The sequence below is a fragment of the Paraburkholderia gardini genome, assembly GCF_907164575.1.
GTDB lineage: Bacteria > Pseudomonadota > Gammaproteobacteria > Burkholderiales > Burkholderiaceae > Paraburkholderia > Paraburkholderia gardini.
Map to the genome: position 1 here is coordinate 126,446 of NZ_CAJQYY010000006.1, position 25,295 is coordinate 151,740.

General features: G+C 62.7%; 25 protein-coding genes. 8 read left to right on the top strand and 17 right to left on the bottom strand.

The window, feature by feature from the left end; genetic code table 11:
- Positions 1-70: 70 nt before the first annotated feature.
- A complete protein-coding gene (locus tag LPA34_RS06910) occupies positions 71-1,012 on the bottom strand; it encodes an NAD(P)-dependent oxidoreductase (protein WP_228976334.1) in 942 nt (313 codons plus the stop codon).
- Positions 1,013-1,163: 151 nt separating this feature from the next.
- Here LPA34_RS06910 and LPA34_RS06915 point away from each other — a divergent pair, with 151 nt between their 5' ends.
- A complete protein-coding gene (locus LPA34_RS06915) occupies positions 1,164-1,373 on the top strand; it encodes a dodecin (RefSeq protein ID WP_228976336.1) in 210 nt (69 codons plus the stop codon).
- 161 nt (positions 1,374-1,534) lie between these two features.
- Here LPA34_RS06915 and LPA34_RS06920 read toward each other — a convergent pair whose 3' ends face one another.
- The 4 genes from LPA34_RS06920 to LPA34_RS06935 form a co-directional block, all read right to left on the bottom strand.
- Positions 1,535-2,626, bottom strand: a complete 1,092-nt coding sequence (locus LPA34_RS06920; protein WP_228976338.1) for a BMP family ABC transporter substrate-binding protein — start codon at positions 2,624-2,626, stop codon at positions 1,535-1,537.
- 68 nt (positions 2,627-2,694) lie between these two features.
- Positions 2,695-3,624, bottom strand: coding sequence for an ABC transporter permease (locus LPA34_RS06925; RefSeq protein WP_228976340.1), 930 nt, complete (start codon positions 3,622-3,624; stop codon positions 2,695-2,697).
- A 26-nt stretch (positions 3,625-3,650) separates the two neighbouring features.
- A complete protein-coding gene (locus LPA34_RS06930; protein ID WP_228976342.1) occupies positions 3,651-4,757 on the bottom strand; it encodes an ABC transporter permease in 1,107 nt (368 codons plus the stop codon).
- Positions 4,758-4,827: 70 nt separating this feature from the next.
- Positions 4,828-6,456: an ABC transporter ATP-binding protein gene (locus LPA34_RS06935; RefSeq protein WP_228976344.1), complete on the bottom strand. Its 1,629-nt coding sequence runs from the start codon at positions 6,454-6,456 to the stop codon at positions 4,828-4,830.
- A 255-nt stretch (positions 6,457-6,711) separates the two neighbouring features.
- Here LPA34_RS06935 and LPA34_RS06940 point away from each other — a divergent pair, with 255 nt between their 5' ends.
- The gene (locus LPA34_RS06940) at positions 6,712-7,644 is read left to right on the top strand and encodes a LysR substrate-binding domain-containing protein (protein ID WP_228976346.1); all 933 of its coding nucleotides are present in this window, start codon (positions 6,712-6,714) and stop codon (positions 7,642-7,644) included.
- Between the two features lie 87 nt (positions 7,645-7,731).
- Here LPA34_RS06940 and LPA34_RS06945 read toward each other — a convergent pair whose 3' ends face one another.
- Complete coding sequence (locus tag LPA34_RS06945) at positions 7,732-9,138, bottom strand: 8-oxoguanine deaminase (protein ID WP_228976347.1); 1,407 nt, start codon at positions 9,136-9,138, stop codon at positions 7,732-7,734.
- 497 nt (positions 9,139-9,635) lie between these two features.
- Here LPA34_RS06945 and uraH point away from each other — a divergent pair, with 497 nt between their 5' ends.
- The 4 genes from uraH (at position 9,636) to LPA34_RS06965 (ending at position 13,297) form a co-directional block, all read left to right on the top strand.
- The gene (gene uraH / locus LPA34_RS06950) at positions 9,636-9,989 is read left to right on the top strand and encodes a hydroxyisourate hydrolase (protein WP_228976350.1); all 354 of its coding nucleotides are present in this window, start codon (positions 9,636-9,638) and stop codon (positions 9,987-9,989) included.
- Between the two features lie 235 nt (positions 9,990-10,224).
- The gene (locus LPA34_RS06955) at positions 10,225-11,418 is read left to right on the top strand and encodes a urate hydroxylase PuuD (protein WP_228976352.1); all 1,194 of its coding nucleotides are present in this window, start codon (positions 10,225-10,227) and stop codon (positions 11,416-11,418) included.
- Between the two features lie 254 nt (positions 11,419-11,672).
- On the top strand, positions 11,673-11,942 hold the full coding sequence (locus LPA34_RS06960; RefSeq protein WP_228976356.1) for a helix-turn-helix domain-containing protein: 270 nt from the start codon (positions 11,673-11,675) through the stop codon (positions 11,940-11,942).
- Complete coding sequence (locus LPA34_RS06965; RefSeq protein ID WP_228976358.1) at positions 11,939-13,297, top strand: type II toxin-antitoxin system HipA family toxin; 1,359 nt, start codon at positions 11,939-11,941, stop codon at positions 13,295-13,297. The genes LPA34_RS06960 and LPA34_RS06965 overlap by 4 nt, the downstream gene beginning before the upstream one ends.
- A gap of 72 nt (positions 13,298-13,369) precedes the next feature.
- Here LPA34_RS06965 and LPA34_RS06970 read toward each other — a convergent pair whose 3' ends face one another.
- From LPA34_RS06970 to LPA34_RS07015, 10 genes are all read right to left on the bottom strand, one after another.
- Complete coding sequence (locus LPA34_RS06970; RefSeq protein WP_228976363.1) at positions 13,370-13,882, bottom strand: ureidoglycolate lyase; 513 nt, start codon at positions 13,880-13,882, stop codon at positions 13,370-13,372.
- Complete coding sequence (alc, locus tag LPA34_RS06975; RefSeq protein ID WP_228976365.1) at positions 13,879-14,892, bottom strand: allantoicase; 1,014 nt, start codon at positions 14,890-14,892, stop codon at positions 13,879-13,881. Before alc ends, LPA34_RS06970 begins: the two co-directional genes overlap by 4 nt.
- 85 nt (positions 14,893-14,977) lie before the next feature.
- Positions 14,978-15,499 carry a 2-oxo-4-hydroxy-4-carboxy-5-ureidoimidazoline decarboxylase gene (uraD, locus tag LPA34_RS06980; protein ID WP_228976367.1) on the bottom strand — a complete coding sequence of 174 codons (522 nt, stop codon included), beginning with the start codon at positions 15,497-15,499 and terminating at the stop codon, positions 14,978-14,980.
- A complete protein-coding gene (gene puuE, locus LPA34_RS06985; protein WP_228976369.1) occupies positions 15,496-16,446 on the bottom strand; it encodes an allantoinase PuuE in 951 nt (316 codons plus the stop codon). The genes uraD and puuE overlap by 4 nt, the downstream gene beginning before the upstream one ends.
- Before the next feature lie 157 nt (positions 16,447-16,603).
- Positions 16,604-17,431: an aspartate/glutamate racemase family protein gene (locus LPA34_RS06990; protein ID WP_228976372.1), complete on the bottom strand. Its 828-nt coding sequence runs from the start codon at positions 17,429-17,431 to the stop codon at positions 16,604-16,606.
- Positions 17,432-17,455: 24 nt separating this feature from the next.
- The gene (locus tag LPA34_RS06995; RefSeq protein ID WP_228976374.1) at positions 17,456-18,940 is read right to left on the bottom strand and encodes an NCS1 family nucleobase:cation symporter-1; all 1,485 of its coding nucleotides are present in this window, start codon (positions 18,938-18,940) and stop codon (positions 17,456-17,458) included.
- A gap of 303 nt (positions 18,941-19,243) precedes the next feature.
- Positions 19,244-19,954, bottom strand: a complete 711-nt coding sequence (locus LPA34_RS07000; RefSeq protein WP_228976375.1) for a GntR family transcriptional regulator — start codon at positions 19,952-19,954, stop codon at positions 19,244-19,246.
- Between the two features lie 319 nt (positions 19,955-20,273).
- Positions 20,274-21,200 (bottom strand): muramoyltetrapeptide carboxypeptidase, encoded by a 927-nt coding sequence (gene ldcA, locus LPA34_RS07005; RefSeq protein WP_228976377.1) that lies wholly within the window; start codon positions 21,198-21,200, stop codon positions 20,274-20,276.
- A 39-nt stretch (positions 21,201-21,239) separates the two neighbouring features.
- The gene (gene tadA, locus LPA34_RS07010) at positions 21,240-21,809 is read right to left on the bottom strand and encodes a tRNA adenosine(34) deaminase TadA (protein WP_267478865.1); all 570 of its coding nucleotides are present in this window, start codon (positions 21,807-21,809) and stop codon (positions 21,240-21,242) included.
- The gene (locus LPA34_RS07015) at positions 21,806-22,207 is read right to left on the bottom strand and encodes a DnaJ family domain-containing protein (protein WP_228976380.1); all 402 of its coding nucleotides are present in this window, start codon (positions 22,205-22,207) and stop codon (positions 21,806-21,808) included. Before LPA34_RS07015 ends, tadA begins: the two co-directional genes overlap by 4 nt.
- 280 nt (positions 22,208-22,487) lie before the next feature.
- On the opposite strand from LPA34_RS07015, the gene LPA34_RS07020 reads away from it, so the two are divergent.
- Positions 22,488-22,646, top strand: coding sequence for a hypothetical protein (locus LPA34_RS07020; RefSeq protein WP_228976382.1), 159 nt, complete (start codon positions 22,488-22,490; stop codon positions 22,644-22,646).
- Between the two features lie 283 nt (positions 22,647-22,929).
- Here LPA34_RS07020 and LPA34_RS07025 read toward each other — a convergent pair whose 3' ends face one another.
- A complete protein-coding gene (locus LPA34_RS07025; RefSeq protein WP_228976384.1) occupies positions 22,930-23,754 on the bottom strand; it encodes an isocitrate lyase/PEP mutase family protein in 825 nt (274 codons plus the stop codon).
- A 510-nt stretch (positions 23,755-24,264) separates the two neighbouring features.
- On the opposite strand from LPA34_RS07025, the gene LPA34_RS07030 reads away from it, so the two are divergent.
- Positions 24,265-25,293, top strand: a complete 1,029-nt coding sequence (locus LPA34_RS07030) for an ABC transporter permease (RefSeq protein ID WP_228976386.1) — start codon at positions 24,265-24,267, stop codon at positions 25,291-25,293.
- The last annotated feature ends 2 nt before the right edge of the window (positions 25,294-25,295 follow it).

Here is a 25,295-nt window from a genome sequence, read left to right on the forward strand (position 1 = left end):
ACTGCGAAAAACCCAACATTTTAGCAGGTTATTGAAACGGGACGCCCTGCCCGGCGCCCCCTCATCGCCGTTACGATCCGGCCCGCTTTGTTCCGCCGTCGCCGCGCGGCGCCTGACGGCGCTCTGGCTGCAATACGTCGATAAATGCCGTGAAATCGGCATCCGCGAGACCTGCCGCGACCGCCAGCCGCAGCAGTTGCTGGACGGTGCCCGAGACCGGCATCGGCGTGCCGGTCTCGACAGCCGTGGCGGCGACCGTCTCGACGTCTTTCTGGAACGTCCTGAAGGCGCCGAGCGGCGCGAAGCCGGTTTGCGTCATGCGCGGCACGAACGTCTGCAACAGCACGGAATCGGCCCAGCCGCCAGCAAGCGCTTCCGTCAGGCGCGAAGCGTCGATGCCGCTGCGTTCGGCAAGGGTGACCGCCTCGGCGATCGCCGCGATGGTCGACGTGACGATCGCCTGGTTGCACAGCTTGGTGGTCTGGCCCGCGCCGGCCGTGCCCATGTGCGTGACGCGCGACGCGTACGCCTTGATCAGCGGCGTGACGGCTTCGACATCGGCGGCCTCACCGCCCGCCATCACGGCCAGCGTGCCGGCTACGGCGCCCGTCGTGCCACCCGAAACCGGCGCGTCGATCCAGCCCACGCCGGCCGCCGCGGCGCGCGCCGCGAGGCTGCGTGTCACGCCCGGCGGAATGCTCGAATGATCGACGATCCAGCGCAATTTCCCTTTTGTGCGATCTCGACCATGAGCGTGCGCATCCGGACCCAGCACGCCGTGTTCGTCGAACACGACCGCTTCGACCGCCGCGGCGTCGGCGACGCATAGCACGATGGCTTCGGCGCACGCCGCGAGTTCACGCGGCGTATCGACGACCGTTGCACCGTCGCCCTGCAACGCCTCGGATTTCGCACGCGTGCGGTTCCAGACATGCACGACATGGCCCGCGCGCAGCAGATGCCTGATCATCGGCGCGCCCATCAGGCCGGGGCCACAGAATCCGGTTTCCACGTTGTTTTCCTTACTGGTCTGGTGTTGAAGTCCTGGCCATGATACCGCCCGCCAGTTGCTGCCGGACGTACCGCGCCGCGCCGGGCACGCTCCGCGCGGGCCGCTAACGGCCTTGTCATTGCCTATACTTTCTTCAACCCAAGGAGGGCTCATGAAAGACCACGTCTACAAGCACATCGAACTGACCGGATCGTCGACGAAATCGAGCGATGACGCCGTGCGTACAGCCATCGAAAAAGCGGCGAAGACGCTGCGAAACCTGCACTGGTTCCAGGTCACGGAGACACGCGGACAGATCGAGAACGACAAGGTCGTCCACTGGCAGGTAACGCTCAAGGTCGGCCTGCGTATCGACGACTAGTACATGCAGTTGCGCCACGAGCGCGCCCGCGATGGTGCGTGCGCGGCGCAACGGAAAAGGGCCATGCCGGTTCGGGCACAGCCCCTGAAAGCGGCGGCCCTGCAAGGTCGCCGTCTGGTCGAAAGTGAACAGCCCGCGGGTGCCGCGGGCTGTTGTCTGCATTACTTCGGCAGCGAGCCGTCGACGCCTTCCACATACCAGTTGAGGCGTTGCAGTTCCGGATCGGACAGCGTCTTGCCGGCAGGCACCTTCACGCTGCCTGACTGGTCCTTGATCGGGCCGGTAAACACGTCCCACTTGCCGCCAGCAAGTTGGGTGCGTTTCGCTTCGACGTCCTTCTGTGCGTCAGCCGGAATCGCGCCCGTGTTCAGGTCCTCGAGGTTGACGGCCTTTTGCGGGATGCCCCACCACACCGGATCGTTCTTCCACTTGCCGTCCAGCACCTGCTGGATCGCCGCGTTGTAATACACGCCCCAGTGCGCGACCACCGAACCGAGGTGCGCGTCAGGACCGAACTTCTTCATGTCCGAATCCCAGCCGAACGCGTGCACGTGCTTTTCCGAAGCCGTCGCGAGCGTCGCGCTCGAATCGGTGTTCTGCAGCAGCACGTCGGCGCCCTGCCCGATCAGCGTTTCCGCCGCCTGCTTTTCCTTGCCCGGATCGAACCAGCTGTTGATCCAGATAACCTTCGTGTGGATCTTCGGATTCACCGAACGCGCACCAAGTGTGTACGCGTTGATGTTGCGCACCACTTCCGGAATCGGTACCGACGCTACGAAGCCCAGCGTGTTCGTCTTCGTCACGTGGCCCGCGACGACGCCCGCCAGATACGCACCCTGGTACATCCGCACGTCGTACGTGCCGAAGTTCGCGGCCTTCTTGTAGCCTGTCGCGTGCAGGAACACGGTGTCCGGGAAGTCTTTGGCGACCTTCAGTTCGAAGTCCTGGAAGCCGAAGCTCGAACCGATGATGATCTTGTTGCCCTTGTTCGCCAGATCGCGGAACACGCGTTCCGAGTCGGCCGATTCAGGCACGTTTTCGACGCGCGTGATCTTGATCCGGTTGCCGAACTTCGCCTCGACTTCCTTCGAACCCTGATCGTGCGCGAACGTCCAGCCTGCGTCGCCCGGGTTGCCGAGATAGACAAACGCGACGCCCGGCGCATCGGCCGCGCGCGCGGTCTGGGTCAGCGCGGCACCGAGACCCAGCGCGGCGGCGGTCAGCGCGAGCGCGCCCAGTAGTTTTCTTTTCATCGTGGTTTCTCCTGTCGTGTGATTGAAATACTCGAAACAGTTTTGTAATGCGCGGGCTCGCGTCGCCGTCAGCCCGCGGCGAAGAACGGCTTGCCAAGCGAAGCCGGCGCGTTCAGCCGGATCGTGTTCGGATTGCGCGAAATCAGCACCAGCACGACGACGGTCGCGATATAAGGCGTCATCGCGAGGAATTGTGTCGGCACCGGCACGCCGATCGCCTGCGCGTAGAACTGCAGGCCCGTCACCGCGCCGAACAGCAGCGCGCCGATCAGGAGGCGCCCCGGACGCCACGTCGAGAACACGACGAGCGCAAGCGCGATCCAGCCGCGGCCGGACGTCAGCTGCTCCTGCCACAGGTGCAGGTTGACGATCGAGTAGTAGCCGCCCGCGAGACCCGCCATGCCGCCGCCGAACAGCGTCGCGCCGTAGCGCACGCCGATCACTGGAAAGCCGACCGAGTGCGCGACCGCGGGCGATTCGCCGACCGAGCGCAGCACGAGCCCGGCGCGCGTGCGATACAGAAACCAGCCGATCACGGCGAACATCGCGAACGCGAGGTAATCGAGCGGCGTGAGGCTGAAAAACGCAGGCCCGATGACGGGAATCTTCGACAGACCGGGGATCGTCCATGTGTCGATCGTCGCGCGCACGGCGGCCGATGTATACGGCTTGCCGACATAGGCCGACAGGCCGATGCCGAAGATCGTCAGCGAGAGGCCGGTGGCAACCTGGTTGGCGAGCATCGTCAGCGTGAGGAACGCGAACAGCAGCGCCATCGCAAGACCCGCGCCTATCGCCGCCACGACGCCGAGCCACGGGCTGCCAGTGACGGCGGTCACGGCGTAGCCGGTGACGGCGCCCATCAGCATCATGCCTTCGACGCCCAGGTTGAGTACGCCCGACTTCTCGGTGACGAGTTCGCCCGCGCCCGCGAACATCAGCGGAATGGCGGCGGTGACGGCGCTCGAGGTCAGCGCGCTGGCTTGTTGAATGTCCATGGGGATCGCCGGGAAATCAGTGGGTCTTAATGCGTCTGGGAGGCCACGGTGTGGCGGCGCACGCGGTAGTTCACAAACACGTCGGCACCCAGCAGGCAGAACAGCAGCAGCCCCTGGAACACGCCGGAGAGCGCCTGCGGCAACTGCATCGAGGTCTGCACCGCTTCGCCGCCGAGGTACAGCAGCGCCATCAGCAGGCTCGCGAGCACAATGCCGACCGGATGCAGCCGTCCGACGAACACGACGATGATCGCGGTGAAGCCGTAGCCCGGCGACCACGTCGCCTGCAACTGGCCGATCGGGCCGGCGATCTCACCCATACCGGCGAGACCGGCAAGCGCGCCGCCGATCAGAAGCGACGTCCAGATGGCCTTCTTTTCGGAGAAGCCCGCGTAGCGCGCGGCAAGCGGCGCGAGACCGCCGACGTTCATCCGGTAGCCCGCGAAGCTCTTCTTCATGAACACCCACACCAGCGGAATCGCGATCAGCGTAACGATGACCGACGCGTTCAAACGCGTGCCGTGCAGGAATTTCCAGTGCCAGTCGCCGGCGAACGTCGGATAGAGCGCGTCGCCGCTGAACATCTCCGAAAGCGGGAAATTCATGCCCTGCGGATCGCGCCACGGGCCGCTCACGAGCCAGATCAGCAACTGCGTCGCGACGTAGGTGAACATCAGGCTCGTCAGGATTTCGTTGGTGTTGAAGCGGCTTTTCAGGAGCGCGGGAATCGCCGCCCACGCCATGCCGGCCAGCATGCCGGCGATCATCATCAGGAACAGGATCCACCAGCCCGACGCCTGATCGAAATAAATCGCGACGCCGCTCGCGCCGATGCCGCCGAGAATCATCTGCCCTTCGGCGCCGATGTTCCACACGTTCGCGCGATATCCGACCGCGAGCCCAAGGCCGATCAGGCACAGCGGCGAGGCTTTCAGCAGCAGTTCAGACCAGCCGTTGACGCTCGACAGCGGTTCGATGAAGAACGCGTGCATCGCCTCCAGCGGATCACGGCCGACGAGGCCGAAAATGAGAAAGCCGATCGCGAGCGTGAGTAGCGCGGCGATCAATGGCACAGCGAGCCGCATCGTGCGGGAGGGCATCGTGCGCGCTTCGAGTCGGTACGGAAAAATCATGGGTAGCCGTGGTTAGCGTGTTGTTATGTATTCGATCGCAGGGGTTCGGTCTCAGGCTGCGGCCGTGCGTTCAGGCGTGCGCCGGCTCGCCCGCCGGTGGTGGCGGCGTGCCGCCGGCGCCGCCGTTGCGCTCGCCGAAGAGGCCCGCCATCCAGCGGCCGATTTCCTCCGCGTTCGTATCGCCCGTCGCCCGAACCGGCGACAGGCGGCCGCGCGCGAGCACCGCGAGGCGGTCGCAGATGTCGAACAGCTCTTCGAGCTCCTCGGAGATCACCAGGATCGCGACGCCGCTCGCCGACAGGTCGAGCAGCTGCTGACGGATGAACGCCGCCGCGCCGACATCGACGCCCCACGTGGGTTGCGCGACCACCAGCACCTTCGGCGCCTGGAGAATTTCCCGGCCGACGATGTACTTCTGCAGATTGCCGCCCGACAGGCTTTGCGCGATCGCGTCGGGGCCGCCGCAGCGTACGTCGAACGATGCGATGCAACGGTCCGCGAACGCGCGCATCGCCTTCGTGCTGATCCAGCCGGAACTCACCATCTTCTGCCGGTGCGCGGTCAGGAGTGCGTTGTCGGAGAGCGACATCGCCGGCACCGCGCCCCGCCCGAGCCGCTCTTCCGGCACGAACGCAAAGCCGAGCGAACGCCGGCCGCCCGCGCCGAGCCTGCCCGCGGCCTTGCCGCAGATCGTGACCGCTTCGGCCCGGTTGCCGCGCTGCTCGCCGGAGAGGGCCGCCAGCAGTTCTGCCTGACCGTTGCCCGAGACACCCGCAATGCCGAACACTTCGCCCGCGTGAACCGAGAACGACACATCGTCGAGCGATGTGCCGAACGGATCCTCGCTCGCCACGGAGAGATGCTTCACGTCGAGTAGCACATTGCCCGGCGTGTGCGTGCGGCGCTCGTAGTCCGGCAGCGAATGCCCGACCATCAGCTGCGCGAGCGACGCGTGCGTTTCCTCGCGCGGCTTCACGTGGCCCGTCACGCGGCCGCCGCGCATCACCGTCGCGGTGTCGCAGAGTTCCTGGATTTCGTCGAGTTTGTGGCTGATGTAGAGAATGCTGCAGCCTTCGGACGCGAGGCGCTTCAGCGTCGCGAAGAGCTTGCGCACGGCCTGCGGCGTGAGCACCGAGGTCGGCTCGTCCATGATGAGCAGACGCGGATTCTGCAGCAGGCAACGCACGATCTCGACGCGTTGCCGCTCGCCCACCGTCAGGCTGTGCACGTGGCGCTGCGGATCGATGTCGAGGCCGTAATCGGCCGATACTTCGCGGATGCGCCGGGAGAGTGTCTTGAGGTCGAACGGATCGTCGAGCGCGAGCGCGATGTTTTCGCCGACGGTCAGCGTCTCGAAGAGCGAAAAGTGCTGGAACACCATGCCGATACCGAGCTTGCGCGCGGCCGCCGGGCTCGCGATCTCGACGGCTTGCCCTTCCCAGCGGATCTCGCCCGCGTCGGGCCGCACCGAGCCGTAGATGATCTTCATCAGCGTGCTCTTGCCCGCGCCGTTTTCGCCGAGGACCGCGTGGATTTCGCCGGGCTCGACGACAAGCGTCACGTCGTCGTTGGCGCGCACGGCCGGATATTGTTTGCTGATGCCCGACAGTGCGAGACGTGGCGCGGCCGCGGCTTTCGCCGGCGATGTACCCGCGGGCCGTTCGGCGGCGTCGCCGCCAGAGGTGGAAATGTCGACCATGTAATTCCGTTGTTCGCAGTGACTGCCCTTTCGCAACGTGGCCGTCCGAAGCCGTGCGAAGCGCGCTGGACGACGTTGCAGCCGGGTGACAATACCTAATTCGACACAGCCCGTCGAGCCATCAAAATTCCCGGAAACCCGCGTCGCAACAAGGCGTTGCGGGTAAGCCTCCCTTGACGGCTCTTTCTGTCCATACTAAAACGCATATACCCCAAAGCCCATTCGATCAGCCAGAACATATATTCCGGAGAAGTCATGAGTCAGCAACGCGAGGCGATCGATACTTACTTACTACGCGTCTTGCACACGCTGTTGATGGAACGCAGCGTGACCCGCGCGGCGGTCAAGCTCAACCAGTCACAACCCGCCATCAGCGCGGCACTGCGTCGCCTGCGCGACATCACCGGCGACCCGCTGCTGGTGCGCGGCAAGTCGGGCATGGTGCCGACCGAGTATGGGCTGCGTCTGCTCGAACCCGTGCAGAACGCACTGCGCGAAATCGAGCGCATCAAGTTCCAGCAGCACAATTTCGATCCTGCCACGTCCATTCGCTGCTACCGCATCGGTTGCCCGGATTACCTCAACGTGCTGTTCGTGCCGACGGTCGTCGAACGCTTCCGTCAGGCTGCGCCGAACGCGACGCTCGAGTTTCATTCGCTCGGCCCCTCCTTCGACTACGAGCTCGCGCTCGAGGACGGCAAGCTCGATACCGTCGTCGGCAACTGGCCGGAACCGCCTGAGCAACTGCATCTGTCGAATCTGTTCGTCGACCAGATCGTATGCCTGATGAGCAACACGCATCCGTTCGCCAAACGCGGCGGCCTGACGCTCGACCAGTACCTGAACGCCCCGCATCTCGCACCGACGCCGTATTCGGTGGGCCAGCGCGGCGCGATCGACGTTCACCTCGCGCGTGAACGTCTCAAACGCCATGTCGTCGTGACACTGCCTTACTTCAACCTCGCGCCGTATGTGCTGGTCAAGTCCGATCTGATCTTCACCACGACGCGTCTTTTCGCCGATCACTACGCGAAGTTCCTGCCGCTCACCGTCGTGCCCGCGCCGCTCGATTTTCCGCCGATGCAGTACTACCAGTTGTGGCACGAGCGCTGCCATTACTCCGATGAAGTGCGCTGGCTCAGAAGCCTCGTCTCCGAAGCGACCCGCACGCTGATCGACAAGCCTTAAGCGTTCTCTTCGACGTTCACACCAGCGCGCGGAACGCGTGGCCGGTGCGAATGTCTTTCTTCTTGCGTCCTTCGTCCTGCGTGCAGCTCAGGCCGCGGCTTCGTACAGACTTTTCGCCAGACGGTTGTGCTGCTCGATCACCGTGCCCAGCTCGACCGTCGTCAAAACGCCGTCCTTCACCACGATCTTTCCGCCAATCACGCTGTGCGCAACCTGTGACGGCGCGCAGAACACAAGCGCGGCAACCGGGTCGTGCAACGCGCCGGCGAACAACGGCTGACGCAGGTCGAACGCGACAAAATCCGCTGCCATGCCGGGCGCCAGCGCGCCGATATCGTCGCGATTGAGCACCTTCGCGCCACCGAGCGTCGCGATTTCGAGCGCTTCGCGCGCAGTCATCGCCTCGGGACCGAACCCGACGCGCTGAAGCAGCAGCGCCTGACGCACTTCGGCGACCATCTGCGCGCCGTCGTTCGACGCGGAACCATCGACACCGAGACCCACCGGCACGCCCGCGAGCCGCATCTTTTTCACCGGCGCGATTCCGGACGCAAGCCGCATGTTCGAACACGGACAATGCGCGACGCCGGTTCCGGTCCGTGCGAAGAGTGCGATGCCTTCGTCGTCGAGCTGCACACAGTGCGCGTGCCACACGTCATGCCCGACCCAGCCGAGATCTTCCGCGTACTGCGCCGGCGTCATGCCGAACTTCTCGCGGCTGTACGCGATGTCGTTGACGTTCTCCGCCAGATGCGTGTGCAGCGACACGCCATACTGCCGCGCGAGCGCCGCCGATTCGCGCATCAGGTCGCGGCTCACCGAAAACGGCGAGCAGGGCGCGACGACCATCCGCAGCATCGCGTAGCGACCGTCGTCGTGATACGTCTCGATCAGCCGCTGCGTGTCCTTCAGGATGTCCGCTTCCTTTTCGACGACCGGATCCGGCGGCAATCCGCCATCCTTCTGCCCGACGCTCATGCTGCCGCGGCTCGCATGAAAACGCATGCCGATGCGCTGCGCGGCCACGATGCTGTCGTCGAGCCGGCTGCCGTTCAGATAGATGTACAGATGGTCGCTCGACGTCGTGCAGCCGGAAAGCAGCAGTTCGGCCATCGCGGTCAGCGTCGACACTTCGATCATCTCCGGCGTGAGGTTCGCCCACACCTTGTACAGATTCGTCAGCCAGCCGAAAAGCTCCGCATCCTGCGCGGCGGGAATGGCCCGCGTCAGGCTTTGATACATGTGGTGATGGGTGTTGACGAGCCCCGGAATCACGAGGTGTCCGCGCATGTCGAGCACTTCGTCGGCGCTTTCTGGCAGTTCGTGGGTCGGGCCCGCCGCGACGATCCGGTTGTCTTCGATATAGAGGCCGCCGTCGCGTATTTCGCGCCGCGTGGCATCCATGGTGACCAGCACGTCGGCGTGCTTCACCAGCATCGTCCGGCCGCGCCTTGGTGTCTGTGATATCTGCGATGTTTGTGTCTGCATCGTCATTCGTGTCTCCCGGTTCCCGCGAGGTTGATACCGTCCGAACGCGATGCGGCGAGCACGCTCCGGCGCCGCCGCGTCCATTCGAACGCCGTTGGCCCGGTTACCCAGCGTACAGCGCCGTCTTCGGGATGCACAGCACGCTGCGCATTGGCGTAACCTTCAGCGGCCAAAATTGCGCTGGCAATTCACCCAGTCGCCATACTTGTCTTCACAAACCCGATATACCGGTCCTTTTCTGACGTCGGCAGGATCGGTCCAGGTTTCGGCGTGCCTGGGAAAACCCGTATCCAGCGGACGTGAAACGCGTATATATATGCGCCAGGTATTATCTTTCCTATCGGGCACGCGCGGACGCAACATCCTTTTTACAATGGCTCCCACGGCGCTCGCTTCAATTCGCCGACGGGTATGTAGCCACTGACGTGGAGCCTCGATCCGCCGCAACGTATTCTGGATCGGGCCGCCGCTGAAACTCGCAATTTACACAAGGAAAACTGCGAATGGGCAAGCTCACTACCCACGTGCTCGACACCGCGAACGGCCGTCCCGGCGCCGGCATCAAGGTCGAACTCTTCGCGCTCTCCGGCGACACGCGCCGCGCGATCAAAACCACCACCACCAATCACGACGGCCGTTGCGATGCGCCCCTGCTCGAAGGCGACGCACTCGTTACCGGCGAATACGAACTCGTGTTCCATGCAGGCGACTACTTTGCCGGGACCGGCACGCAAGCACCCGAACCGCGCTTCGTCGATCGTGTCGTGCTGCGTTTTGGCGTCGCCGATGCGGGCGCGCACTGGCATGTGCCGCTGCTGGTGTCGCCGTGGTCATGGAGCACGTATCGCGGCAGTTAGGGCGGCAGCGGTTGTCTCGATGCATGCAAGGAACAGACGGTCAGCGGATATGAACCGGCAGCCCTGGTGAAAACCGCACACCCGCGCACCGCGCTCACTCCGACACAACCCGACTGGATAGCAACGACCCGCAATACCGCCGCGTTTTGCAGATGCCAGGAGACGCACCTGCAAAACGCCGTCGAATCGAATAGCAAGGCGCTACGCGCCAACGAATGAGAAGTGGAGGCGTTTCATGGAAGGCTTTATCACCGACTGGCTGAATCTCGCGATTCGCTGGTTTCACGTTATCGCTGCGATCGCCTGGATCGGCGAATCGTTTTATTTCGTCGCGCTCGACAACAGCCTGAAACCACCGACTGACCCGAACCAGCGTCGCCGGGGGGTCTTCGGCGAGCTGTGGCATGTGCACGGCGGCGGCTTCTACAACATGCAGAAGTACACCGTCGCGCCGCCGGAAATGCCGGAAGACCTGCACTGGTCCAAGTGGCCGTCGTACACGACGTGGCTCTCGGGCTTCGGCCTTTTCACCGTGCTGTATCTGTTTGCACCGAACACCTACCTGATCGACAAGAACGTGCTCGACATGGGCCCCGTCGTCGCGATCTTTTCGGCGCTTGGGTTCCTGATGGCCGGCTGGATTGTCTATGACTCGCTGTGCCGTCTGCTGGGCAACAAGGACCGCGTGCTCGGCATCTGCGTCGGCATCTATGTGCTGATCGCGGCATGGCTTGCCTGCCACATCTTCGCGGGCCGCGCCGCGTATCTGATCATGGGCGCGATGCTCGCGACGATCATGTCGGCGAACGTGTTCTTCGTGATCATCCCGGGTCAGCGCAAGATGGTCGACGCAATGCTCAAGGGCGAAGTGCCGAATCCGGTCTACGGCAAGCGCGGCAAGCAGCGCTCGGTACACAACACGTATTTCACGCTGCCGGTCGTGTTCGCGATGCTCTCGAACCACTACGCGATGACGTACACGCATCCGTACAACTGGGCCGTGCTCGTCGTGATCATGCTGGCGGGCGCGCTGATCCGCCAGTTCTTCGTGATGCGCCATCGCGGCCAGGTGCTGTGGTATCTGCCGCTGGTCGGGATTGCGTTGATGTTCGTCGCCGTGGCCTCTACGATGCCCAAGCCTGTGGTCGCGCAGGCACAGGCCGCGAACGCGCCCGTCCTCAAGATCGCCGACATCCAGCCGGTGTTGCAGCAGCGGTGCGTCGCCTGCCACTCCGCGCACCCGACGATGATGGGTAGCGCGCCGGCCGGCGTGCTGTTCGATACGCCCGACGAAATTTCGCGGAACGCGCAGCGGATTTATCAGCAGGCGGTGACGCTGAAAGCAATGCCGCTTGGCAACGTCACGCACATGACCGACGACGAGCGGCAGAAAATCGCCGCGTGGTTCCAGGGCGGTGCGATCAAATAGCGCTACTTATCGGGTGCTACGGGACATCGGGCTTCCAGTTTCCCTGTTACGGTGCATCAGAACGGGCCTTTGCGGAAGCAAAGGCCCGTTTTCATCTGAAGCCCGGAATAGTTATGTCTGTATCTCTTGGGCTACATTTTTGGCGCTATTAGCTATTTATGCAGCCTTTGGGCTACAAGTTAGCGTGGAAAGTTTGTATCCTGTGGGCTACAATAAATTGCATAAACCCGCCTATTGATGCCCAAGGGCTACATATGACCACGCTCGCAGACGTCTCGGACATGCTAAAGGATGTCCGCCATGAAACCGCCCTTTCACAGGGCGAACTGGCTCGACGCGCCGGTGTCGCGCGCACGACAGTCGCCCGTATGGAAACGCTGGCGAGAGGCGACATGAGCGTGTCGGTTCTTGTCCGCCTGCTGGAGGCCGCCGGTTACGATCTGAAAGTTGTTGCTCACGGGCACGGTCGCACGCTTGAGGACATCCTCGCCGAGCAGCGTGCATCGAACGGGCCGGCGCAATGAGGCTTGATGTTCATGTGCAAGGCCGCAAGGTCGCCTCGCTGTTTCGTGAGCGCGACGACTACGTGCTCAAGTATGGGCGTGACGTCGCGGCAACCGATTTCATCAGCCTCGCGATGCCGGTGCGCGAAGAAGCGTGGCGCTGGCCGCGCGACCTGCATCCTTTCTTTCGCCAGAACCTCCCCGAAGGTTATCTGCTGGGCCTGATCCGCGAGCAGTTCGGGCCTTTGCTCGACGGCACCGACCTGTCGCTCCTTGCCGTGGTCGGCGCTATGGGAATTGGCCGTGTCACGGTGACCCCGGAAGGCGTCGCGCCCGGAACGGAACTGCAGGCGCTCGACGTCAAGGAAATTCTTCAGGGCGACAACACGGCCGATCACTTCGCCCAGCTGGTTCGCCAATACGCGCGGGCGGCTATCTCCGGCGCTGTTCCGAAGTTCATCGCGCCGGAAAGCGATACCGCCAGCCAGGCAACGCCGCCACTGCCGCTCGGCAAATCGACGATCAAGACGAGCCGGTATATCGTCAAAGGCTCGGACGAGAACACGCCGTTTCTCGGCTTCAACGAGTTCTACTCGATGCGCGTACTAGACAAGCTCGACGTCGCGCCTGTTGCACGCACGCAGATGTCCGACGATGGCCGCGCGCTCGTTGTCGAACGTTTCGACGTGAACGAAGCAGGATTGCCGGTGCATGGCGTCGAGGACATGTGCGGCCTGCTCGGTCTGCCGCCGCACGAAAAGTACAACTCGACGACCGAGAAAATGGTCAACGCAGCAAAAGCGTATCTGCTTCAGCGGGACAGTCTGCGCCTGCAGCTCGAACAGCTCGCGTGGCACCTGCTGACGAACTACGTTGTCCGCAACGCCGACTGTCACACGAAGAACGTGGCGCTCTTCTACACGTCCGTCGACGATATCGCGTTCACGCCCGCGTACGACATCGTAACGACCCAGGCTTATCCGCGCTTCGCGGCGAACCCGCCGGGGCTACCCGTCGATGGCCGCAAGACATGGGCGGCCGGAAAGACACTCGAACGTTTCTTCAACACGCGAGCCGGTATTGCGCCGCGTGTTTATGCGACGATGGTCGAAGCACTCTGCGACTCAGCGGTATCCGTGGGTCACGAGGTGATCGCGGCGGCCAATAACGAGCCGCAGTGGCGCACCGTGGCCAAACAGATGCTGCACGCGTGGAACGAAGGAATGGAATCGTTGCGCAGCCCCAGAAAGAGCGTGCACTTCAAGGGGCTGACATCTGCGATAGAAGCCGCTGGATTCTCGGATCCGGAGCCGGCCGAACCCCCGCGAAAAGTCGTCGGACGCTCGCCGCTACTGGGCAAACGCGGCGGAATTTAGGCCCCGACTGCCCCGGCAAACAAAAAACCCACGGATGCCGTGGGTTTTTTTCGCATCGAACCGTCCATGCAGTCAGGCCGACACTGCGCTCAATGCATCTTCGGTAAGCCAGAGCGATTCGGCCAGATCCTGCTCGTTGAGATTCAGCCCGTCGCCGCCACGATCGACGACGACAAAATCGCTTACCTCGCCGAGCGCGATCAACGGATGGTGCCAGACGCCCTTCGCGTAGTTCACGCCCTGCCAGCCACTCGTGACGAACGCGCGAATCTCCGCCGCATCCAGATCGCCCGTCGGTGCCACGACCACCAGATACGGCTTGTCGTTGAGCGGCACGAACGACTGGCTTCCCAACGGATGCCGCTCGAGCATTTTCACCTCGAACGGCAGCACGCGCGGCTGTCCGCGAAACAGGTTGACGAGCGTGCGGCCGCCCTCGTCCGTCACATCGACTTTCGCGAGATCGTGAAAGCGGATCGTCGTGCCGAGATTGATCGGAATCTGCTTCGCGCCTTCGAGTTCGATCACGTCGCCGAACGGGGCGAACGCTTCGCGCGTCAACGGTTCGATGGCGAGCGTTTTCATGATGCGAGCGTGCCCCACAGACGCAGACGCGACACACCACCGTCCGGAATGATGTTAAAGCGCACGTGCGTGACCGGCCCGAGCGCCGCAAGCTCGCTTTCGAAGTCATGCTGCTTGTCCATCTGCAGTTTCTGTTCGCCGAGCAGCACCGGCCAGAACATCGCCTGCGTGACGAGCGAGCTGTCCGTGCCGCCCGTCACGTACGCAGCCTGGATCGAGCAGCGGTCCGGGAAGTTGCCCTTGAAATGGGCCGTGTCGACTTCGATCTTCCTGATGACGCCCGGTTGCGCCAGCGCCACGATCGCCCAGTCGTTACCCGGCTCGCGACGACGGCGCGTTTCCCAGCCGTCACCCATGTTCACACCGCGGCCCGGCATCAGGATCGTCGATGCGGCACCGAAGTGCTGGTTGTTCGCAGCCACGAGATACGCACCGTTTTCCATCGCGGCCAGATCGAACTGTTCGGTGCGGCTCGCGCCCGCCCAGTCGACCTGCGGCTGACCATACACGCGCAGGCGCGCAATGCCGCCGTCCGGATAGATATTGACGCGCAGATGCGTGAACGCGTTCGCATCTGCGACGTCGACGTAGTGATGGCTGTTGCCCTGCAACGTCATCGAAGGAACGATTTCGGTCCATTGCGTCGACGGGTTCGGCGCGCCATCCACTACACGCGCCGCTTCAACCGAAGCCGCCGGCGGAAAATTGCCGGTGAAGTGGCTCGTGTCGATATCGAGACCCTTGATCACACCCGGGCGCGCGAGCTTCACGATGCACCAGTCGTAGCCGCTGACGCGCTTGCGACGCGTCTCCCAGCCGTCCATCCACTTGCCGTGTTCGTCGTATTTGCCCGGAATGAAGACCGCCGGCTCGGGATTCAGCATGCGTTCTTTCGGCGCGAAGAAATCGTCGCTGGTTTCGAGCGCCTGTGCGCCCAGACGCGGATCCGCCAGGTTCACATAACGGCGCGTGAAGTCGGGGGCGTTGGGATCGAGAGTCGGGAGTGCCATCGTTGTCTTCCTTTGTGTCTGTTAATGCAAAAAGCGCTTCGATTTCGGTTCGGCCTGCGTGATGCGTCCGGCGCACCGGACGCACTTACGCGTCGATCAGGTCGTCGAGTCTGAAGCGTGCGATGCGATAGATCTGGTCGAGGCTCGCGCGCAACTCGTCCGCACGGCTATTGTTCACGCGCGCCTCGAAGTTCGCGATGATGCCGTGGCGGTCATAGCCGCGCACCGCGAGAACGAACGGGAAGCCGAACTTCTCGCGATAAGCCTGGTTCAGGTGCAGCAGCCTGTCGAACTCTTCCTGCGTGCACTGCGAGAGGCCCGCGCCGCTCTGCTCGCGCGTCGACTCGGCGGTCAGTTCGCCGCGCACCGCGGCTTTCCCGGCGAGCTCCGGGTGAGCGTTGATGAGCGCCAGCTGTTTCGCTTCACCGGCTGTTTCGACCGCGTGCGACATCGTGCGATGCAACGCGTCGATATCGACGTAAGGCCGTTGCGAAGCGGCGATTTCCGCGACCCACGGCGAGTGCTCGAAAATGCCTGACAACGCCGCGACGAACGCGTCGGTCGAGGTGTGATTGAGCTGGTCGAGGGTATATTGCATGGCCTTCATACCGCTGCCCCGTGGTGATTGTTCTGGTAAGGATGATGTTCGCGCCAGTGACGCGCGATATCGACGCGCCGTGTTACCCAGACGCGATCGTGCTGCTCGATATGATCGAGAAAACGCTGCAATGCCCGGAAGCGGCCCGGACGGCCCAGCAGCCGGCAATGCATGCCGATCGACAGCATCTTCGGTGCTTCGCCGCCCTCTTCGTAAAGCACGTCGAACGCATCGCGCAGATACGTGAAAAAGTGATCGGCGGTGTTAAAGCCCTGCGGGCTTGCGAAACGCATGTCGTTGGTGTCGAGCGTGTAGGGCACGATCAGTTGCGGTTTCGTTTCGCCGCCCGTCACTTCGACGTCCATCCAGAACGGCAGGTCGTCGCCGTAATAATCCGAGTCGTACAGAAAGCCGCCGTATTCGGCGACGAGACGATGGGTGTTCGGACTGTCGCGACCGGTGTACCAGCCGAGCGGACGCTCGCCCGTGATGCGTTCGATCGCTTCCATACCAAGACGCATGTGCTCTGCTTCTTTCTCCGGCGACATGTCCTGATAGTGAATCCAGCGATACCCGTGGCATGCGATCTCATGACCGAGCTCGACAAATGCGCGCGCGAGGTCCGGATTACGTTCGACCGCCATGCCCACGCCAAACACGGTCAGCGGCAGCCGGCGCTTTTCGAATTCGCGCAGGATGCGCCACACGCCGGCGCGCGAGCCATATTCGTAGATCGACTCCATGCTCATGTGTCGGGACGGATAGGCCGCCGCACCGACGATTTCCGACAGGAACTGCTCCGAGCCCGGATCGCCATGCAGCACGCAATTCTCGCCGCCTTCTTCGTAGTTGAGCACGAACTGCACGGCGACGCGGGCGCGACCGGGCCAGTTCGCCTGCACCGGATGCCGGCCGTAGCCGATCAGATCGCGTGGGTAGTTCGAATCGAATGACATGATTTTGACGAAAACAGGGTAATGACGTTGCGACGGGAATTCGCGGGGGCGACAGGCGCGAAACGGCGAAAAGCCGTATCGCTATCCTGCCACCAGGACGAAGTCAGTGTAGCGAAAACACCCGGATGCGCCCATACATCCGGACAGATAGTGCGGGTCAGACGGAATGTATGTGCGTCGGCGCCGTGGGCGCGGCTTCGCCCGCCGAACCGCTCGTGTTTACCCCTGGTGCAGCTGCATCTGTCGCATCGCCCGTCGGGCTGAAGCGCGCGAACTCGCCGTCGTAGCGCTTTGCCAGCGGCCGCGCATAATCGCCGCGCTTGGCTGTACCCAGACGCAGCGACACCAGGGCCTCCACCCATTTGACCGCCGCCGTGACGCCTTCGATAACCGGCGCACCCAGCGCATCCTCGATTTCCGCGCACAGTTCGGCCATGCCCGCGCAACCGAGCACGATCGCGTCCGAACCGTCTTCGTCGAGCGCCCGGCGGCATTCGTCGAGGATGATGCGACGCGCCGCCGACCCCGGACGGTCGAGTTCGAGCACGGCGACGTCTGTCGCGCGCACGTTGCGGCAGAAACGCTTCATGCCGTAGCGCTCAGCGAGATGCCATGCCATGCCGCAGGTGCGCGACAGCGTCGTCACGACGGAGAAGCCCGGTGCCAGCACGCTCGCCGCGTGCATCGCGGCTTCGGCAATGCCGATCACCGGTCCACGCGCCAGTTCGCGTGCCGCGTACAACCCCGGATCGCCGAAACACGCGATCACGTAGCCGTCGAAGCCCTCCCGCTCGCCCGCCGCGATCTCGGCCAGCAGGCCCGGCGTGGCCAGCGCTTCGTCGTAATAGCCTTCGATGGACGGCGGTCCCATCTTCGGGCTGACCGCAACGAGCTCGGTGCCGGGCGCGACGACATCACGGGCACAGCGGCCCATCGCGTCCGTCATCCGTTGCGTTGTGTTGGGATTGATGAGCTTGATACGCATGTCGACTCCTTGCGGCAACGTCACTTACTTGCGCGCGAGTGCGCGATAGAACACGGCGCCGAGCAGCGCCCCGATGAACCACGAGAAATTCGCCATGCCATTGATGCCCGGTACGAGCACGCAGGCAACCGCGATTGCAGCTGCCGGCAGTAACGCAAGGACAGCGGTGTAGTTCACGCCGTTGCGATACCAGTACGCGCCCTTTTCCGACATCGAGTACAGATCGTGCAGTTCGATCTTCTGACGCTTCACGAGATAGAAGTCGACGATCAGCACGCCGTACAAAGGGCCAATAAAACTGCCCAGGACGTCGAGCGTGTAGTGGATTACCGTCGGGTTGTTGAAGAGATTCCACGGCGTGATGAAAATCGACGCTACCGCCGCCAGCATCCCACCCGCGCGCCAGCTGATAAGACGCGGCGCCACGTTCGAGAAGTCGAACGCCGGCGAGACAAAATTCGCCACGATGTTGATGCCGATCGTCGCGATCGTGAAGGTCAGCGCGCCAAGCACGACTGCCATCGGATAGTCGATGCGGCCCACCGTTTCGACCGGATCGGTAATCAGTTGGCCGAACACCGGCAGCGTGGCGGCCGTCGTGATCACCGTGACCAGCGAGAACGCAAGGAAGTTGACCGGCAAGCCCCAGAAATTGCCGCGTTTCACGCTGCGAAAGCTCTTGCCGTAGCGCGAGAAGTCGCCGAAGTTCAGCATCGGTCCGGAGAAGTACGACACCACCAGCGAGATTGCCGTGATCATTACCGGCACGACTTCCATGCCGTGATACTTCACGCCGCCCAGGTTGATGCCGATGTTCTGCCAGCCCGCGCGCCACACCATGTAGCCGGCCAGAATGAACATCACGATATACACGGCCGGGCCGGCGAAGTCGATGAACTTCTTGATCGTTTCCATGCCGTTCCAGAACACGAATGCCTGAAGTACCCAGAGCACCATGAAGCCGGCCCAACCCACCGTCGACAGGCCCATGAAACCGTGATGGTGCACGTCGGCATAAGGCAGCATTTGCGGGAAGAACTTGAGCACGACGATCACGAGCGCGCTCGACGCGAGATACGTCTGGATGCCATACCACGCCACCGCGATCAGGCCGCGAATCACAGCCGGCACGTTCGCGCCGAGCACGCCGAACGTCGAACGACACGCGACCGGATACGGCACACCGTTCAGCTGGCTTGGCTTCGCGATCAGGTTGCACAGCAGGTTGACGATCGCGATGCCGACCAGCAGCGCGATCAGCACCTGCCAGCTTGTCAGACCGAGTGCGAAGAGACTTCCCGCGAACACATAACCGCCGACGCTATGCACGTCCGACATCCAGAACGCGAAGATGTTGTATGCGCTCCACGTCTGATGTTTCAGCGGCGCAAGATCTTCGTTGTACAGACGTTCGCTGTAGCCCGCGGGCATGGATGGATTGCCGTCGCCGGCGCCCTCTTCGAACGTGGGAATGGCGGGATTACCCGGTGCTGCACTGAACTGAACCATGACTCCTCCTTGGAATGAGATCAGCTGAACACTGATCGTGGGGCACTCTCGTCCGCCTGCGTCGCGCGCCGTTTTTCATTCCGGCAAGTTGCGTTTGCATGCGGGCGCCGCGGTTGTGTCCGTACTTACGTACTTGTTTTTATGGTTTGAAACGGGCCGCGAACCCGTCCTCAAACGTCTCCTGGAGCACGACACACGTTGCGTACCAGCGCAGCGCGGTCACCGTGCATTTATTCGATTCGCTTCAGTTCACATTCAGTGCAGCGCAGCCGCTCCCGGGCGCGCCGTGGTCATGCCAGTGGCTTACAGATGCCGGCCTGCGCGCGGGCCAAATATTTCGTGCAGATCCGCCGCGCTGTTCGCCGGGCGGTCGAGCATCTTCAGTTCCACGCTCTGCAGATGGCGCGACATCAGGGCCGCGGCTTCCGTTGCATTGCCGGCGTCGAGCGCGACGAGAATCGCTTCGTGATCTTCGAACGAACACGGGCTGCGACCCAGCGATTCGTACAGTGCCGAGATCAGTGTCGAACGCGCGACGAGGCCGTTCAGACAGTCACACAGCACCGTGTTGCCTGTCAGCGACGCAAGCTCGGTATGGAACTCGCCGGACAGACGGATCCACGCGGGAAAATCACGCGTTTCGAACGCCTTGCGTTCGCGGCCGATCATGCCGCCGATGCCTTTCAACCGGCGCGCCCCGTGCCCGGTGCAAATTTTCTCGACTACCGCGAGTTCGACGATGCGACGCATCTCGAAGACCTCGTGGACCTCCTGCAGCGAAGGGCTTGCGACGAACGCACCGCGATTCGGTTCGAGATCGACGAGGTGGTCGGTCGCGAGGAGCGCAAGCGCCTGACGGATCGGTCCACGCTTCACGTTAAACACTTCGCAGAGCTGCGCCTCGGTCAGCTTGGCGCCTGGCGAAAGCCGATGCTCGAGGATCGCAGCGCGAATGCGCTCGGCGATCACTTCGGGTTTCGTGCCTGCGGAAGCTGCGGATATGTTTTCAGACATGATGTGCGTCTCGGTATGTTGGGTATCTTAGGATGGACATTAAGATTGTCAACAATTTTTAGATAAAATTAGCGACAATCCCCGGGTCAAATAATCACTGCCAGATTACTCCGCGCGGGCAAATGCATTGTATCAAGGCGCCTACGCCGATTTAACGGTGAAACGGACGAACGTTTTCTGGCTGACTTTTTGTCAACAAACCTTTCTTTTCCCGGCATCATCTGTGCATGTGGGAACGTTGGAATAACTGACGGTTAGTTGCGTTTCTGCGTGAAAATAAAGCGGGCAGCGCCCGCTTTCCCCTGCTGCAAAACGAACCTCAGGTGAGATAGGGGTATCCGGAGACCGTCAACGTAAAGCCATGGGTGTCCGCCTTGAGTTGCGCGTCGGCACCGACAGGCAGCGTCAACATATCCTCGACGTGGCCAAACTGAAGGCCCGTAATCACCGGAATACCAATCACTGAGCGGATCTGCCCGACCATCGCATTCAGGTCGTAACCATTGTCATAATCGAACGGCCGGCCGCCGGAAAAATCGCCGAGCACGAGCGCCTGCTGCTGCGCAAGAATTCCCGATAGATGCAACTGGTAGATCATCCGTTCGATCCGGAACGGCTGCTCGTTGACGTCTTCGAGAAAAAGAATGCCGTGCTCGACGGGCGGCATATACGGCGTGCCGACGAGCGACGTCAGCACCGCCAGATTGCCCCCCCACAGCGTGCCGCTGACTTCGACAGGCTGAACCTGCGGAACGTGGCTCGTGACCGTGAAGGACGGTTTCGACAGCGTTTCCCAGAAATGCTGCATCGTGAAGTTGCTGACTTTCTCGGCCCCGAAATCGCTCATCAGCATCGGGCCGCCGAAGGTCGTCAGGCCGGCGCGCGCCAGCAGCGCCATCTGGATGGCCGTGAAATCGCTGTGACCGACGAATGCAACGGGCTGATCCGTGAGGCGTCGCTGCAGGCCTTCATAGTCGAGGCCGTGCAGAATGCGCACCGCGCCGTAGCCGCCACGCACGGCCAGCACGATGTCGGGCAGCTTGCGCGACGCATCCGCGAGGCGGTTGAGTTCCGCGGCGCGCTCGCCGTCCGTTCCCGCGAACCGCTGAAAGCGGCGCTCGGTTGCCTGCACACCCACGACGTGATGCCCTTGATGACGAAGCCGGCCGAGGGCGCGATGAACGACCGCCGGATCATGTGGATAGCCCGAGGGCGCGATTAGTTCGATGGTGCGAGGCGCGATCATAGGTGAAATGGGTAAACGCTCTGATGGGGACGATTCAGATTAACGCGTTTCGGCCGGCGTGGATGCGTTGCTGGCTACAGATGCGGATTCTGTCGCGCGGGCCGAACGGGCTTCACGGCTCGCGCACCGCCGGTCCGCGAAGAAGGATTTGAGCGCCGCACCACACGCGTCCTCGAGCACGCCGCCGACGACTGTCGTGTGATGATTGAGCTGCGGATTCGCGAATGCATCGACGACGCTGCCGCATGCACCTGTTTTCGGATCGCGCGCACCGAATACGACGCGCGCGATGCGCGCATGCATGATGGCACCGGCGCACATCAGGCAGGGTTCAAGCGTGACAAACAGCTCGCAGCCCGGCAGCCGGTAGTTCTGGAGCGCTGCCGCCGCCGCGCGCAGCGCGGCCATTTCGGCATGCGCGGACGGATCGTGTCCGCCGATCGGATGATTGAAGCCCGTCGCGATGACTTCGTCGCCCCGCACGAGGACCGCGCCGACCGGCACCTCACCGGCCGCCCGAGCCGCTTCGGCCGCTGCCTGGGCGAGCGACATGAAATGGCGGTCACGTTCGTTCGACGCGCAATCCGAAGCCGGCGCATCGTCGCTCACGATGAAACCACCTCGCCGGACTCGTCGATCAGGACACGTTCCGACAACCTTTCGGCGATACGCCGGCAGTATTCGTGCGGCACGACCATAGGGCCGCCGCGCAGGGATTCGAGCGCCATGTCGAGCGCGAGCATTTTTGCCTGGAGACGGCCATGCATGGCGCCGTCGCCGACCGCATTCAGTTCGTTCCGGAGATCACACAGCGCCCGCAACTGTTCGACAGCCGGCGGCGCGAAGCCCGCGTTCTTCAGAATCCGGTTCGCCATGCGCACTTCCGTGGGGACGAGGGCGTCGTCATCGAGCGTCGGCGGAAGGCCGGCGTCGGGCAAGTCGTCGAACTCGCCACGCGCGGCCGCGGCGGCAATACGTTGTTCGACCAGTGCATCAAGCAATCTCATCAGCAATCCAGCACGTTGAGGCTCTGGCATTCTATCAGGGTGCTCAAAGGAAGTTCTGGCGCCGCGCTGGCGACCGCCAGACCGGCTCGCGGCGATTCGACTCCAACGGTCGGTCACCCCCGATCGCGACGCTGATGATAGCCGCCCCGGCCACCATCAAACGACCTGCGGCGGATGACCACGCCGGCCGCGCGATTTTCTTCTGGCCTTTGATTAGGGAAAACCCTATAATTACATCCAAGGGAAAACCCTCTCACCAGCATTCAACAAAGGAATCGTCATGAGCTATCTTTTCGCACTCTTTCAAAAGGTTAGCGATCTTTTTGCGTCGCACCATCTGCCCCTGGATTCGGACTACTCGTACGCCGCGCGTCACCGCGAAGCGGAGCGCATTCGCCAGTCGCAGGCCACGCTGTTCGGCATTCGTCTGACAGACTAATCCGCTTCACGTTATATCGCCGGTACCGTTTGTGCTTTTCTCCTGACGGGGTAACGCACTGAACGGGACGACTGACATTCACCGGTCTGAGTTCGCGACGGCGATGTGCGCATCTCGCCGCCGCTCTATTTCGCGGCTGCCGCGACAAGCCCGGTCGCAATGGCTCCCGGCGACGCCAGTTCGTTTCCGCGGCCTAATGGAATGACTCCATCGGCGTCGGCTGCGCCGTCACTCTCCTCTCCGATCTTCATCTGCTTGCCTGCCCTGAGGACGTTCAGTGTCCTCACGCGTCGTCGCGAAACAGCCCGTTGAGCGTCGCGCCCGGCGCAGCGTTCGCAAAACCATCAAAACGCCCTTCGGCCAGCCGCTGCGCGGCATGCATGAGTCCACCCCAGGCGGCGCGAGCCAGTCCACCGCCCACGCTGATGCGTCGCACGCCAAGGCGGGCGACATCCTGCACGGTCAGATCCGAGGTCGATCCAATCAACAGGTTCACCGGCTTCGGTGCGACTGCCGCCACCACCGCTTCGATCTGTTCCCGCGTTTGAATGCCCGGTGCGTAGAGGCAGTCCGCGCCGGCCGCCGCGTATGCCTTGAGACGCGCGATCGCGTCGTCGAGATCCGGCACGCCCGCGACGAAATTTTCCGCACGGCCGACGAGCAGCGTATCGCCGCCACGCGCGTCGATGGCGCGACGCGCGGCCTTGATCCGCTTCACGGCGACATCGATGGCGAATAGCGGCGCATCGGCGTCGCCAGTCGAGTCTTCGACCGAGAGGCCCGCGACGCCTGTTTCAACCGCCAGCCCGACGCTCTGCGCAACCTCCTCCTCATTCATGCCGAAGCCGTTCTCGAAGTCGGCGTTGACGGGCAAGTCGGTCGCATCGACGAGCGCGCGCAGATGAGCGAGGATCGCCTCGCGCGGCGAACTGTTGTCCGCCTTGCCCATCGACCACGCGAATCCGGAACTGGTCGTCGCCAGCGCCTTGAAGCCGAGGCTTTGCAGATAGCGGGCACTTCCGATATCCCACGGATTGGGTAGCACGAAGCAACCCGATGTGTGCAGATCACGAAAAATTGCGCGTTTTTCGGCGGCGGTGCGAGGCATGGCGTATCTCCTGAATCGGGAAGCCGGGGGCTCCTGAGGGTGTTATGCGGGTAGACGGTGCGTCAGGCGTGGGGTTCAGCGACGGGCAAGCGCAACGACATTACGCCGGGCGTGACGGTTAGTCAAAGTGAGTCAAAGTGGCAGCTGGCGGCGCCATCGCCAACCTTCGGAGTCTGAGCGAAAGGATGGATCGACGCCGACGCCCCGGATACAAAGCACTACTGAGGTTATCTGCAATTCCATCAAACCCGGATGAACCCGGAACGGATACACCAGATCGAACAGCAAGTTCGCGATGCTGCCGCGCAGCGCCCTTCCCGGCTTCTGCGTATCCAACAAACAACCTGGGCCCTGCGGGCCGGCAGCGCGTGGCCAGCCTTCCCCGCAATAGCCGCGACGCCCGAATGCGCTTTGAGGACTACCTCGAATATCGGCAAGTGTTTAGACCATATTGCGCTAAGCACTTTTAGGCCTGTTCTATCAAGAATTCAATCTATCACGGCGTGATGGTTGTTCGGTAAAGTTGCGGTGCTGCGCATCCATGGCAAGTGCATGGAAGGCAACAGCACGTTCAATCCCGGGCACCCCAATACGACCGGAATCGCTGCATGGCGTGAATTGCCTGATACGGGCACGCCGGATGGCACATCCACGTACACGTCGTTAGATCATCTGGAGGATCGCATGGCCGAAAGGCAGCTGGAGCAGACAGGCCATTTTGCTACGAGGCCCGCTTTCAACGCGTTTGATTCTGGAATCGAGAAGGTCCGCCATCTGAAGATATGGGCCTTTCTCAATCGATACGGTGTGCTGATCCTGTTCTTCGCGCTATGGCAGACTGGCAGTTCTCGCGGATGGCTCAATCCAGCGGTGATTCCGCCTGTCGACGCTATCGTGCGCGCACTGTTTGCCGCGCTGGTCAATGGCGTGCTGCTCGGCGACCTGTTCATCAGCCTGCAGCGGGCTGGCATCGCGTTCGGCGCAGCCGTCGTCGTGTCGATCCCACTGGGTCTCGTCATGGGTACGTTCTCGCGGTTCGAGAACGCGATTGATCCGATCTTGCAGATGTTCCGCCAGACGTCCGCGCTCGCCGTCTACCCGATTTTCATTCTGCTGATGGGTCTTGGGGAAACGTCGAAGGTGTTCGTGATTTTCTGGGCAACGGTGTTTCCGCTGCTGATGAATACGATGACGGGCGTCAAGCAGGTCGACCGGCGTCTGATCGAGATGGCGAGCATGTTTGGTGCGTCGAAACTGCAGACTTTCCGCCGCGTGACCCTGCCCGGCGCGATTCCGTCGATTTTCGTCGGGCTGCGCCTGAGCGCCGGGACGGCTTTGCTGATGCTGGTGGCGTCGGAAATGATCGGGGCCAATCAGGGGCTCGGTTTCAAGGTCATGCAGGCCCAGTACAACTTTCAGATCCCGCTCATGTTTGGCGCGATCGTTCTTCTCGCCGGCCTCGGTTTGCTCAGTAACTACTCGTTGATCTTCCTGCAAAGAAAAATATGCAAATGGGTCGATCCGAGAGATATCGGATGAAT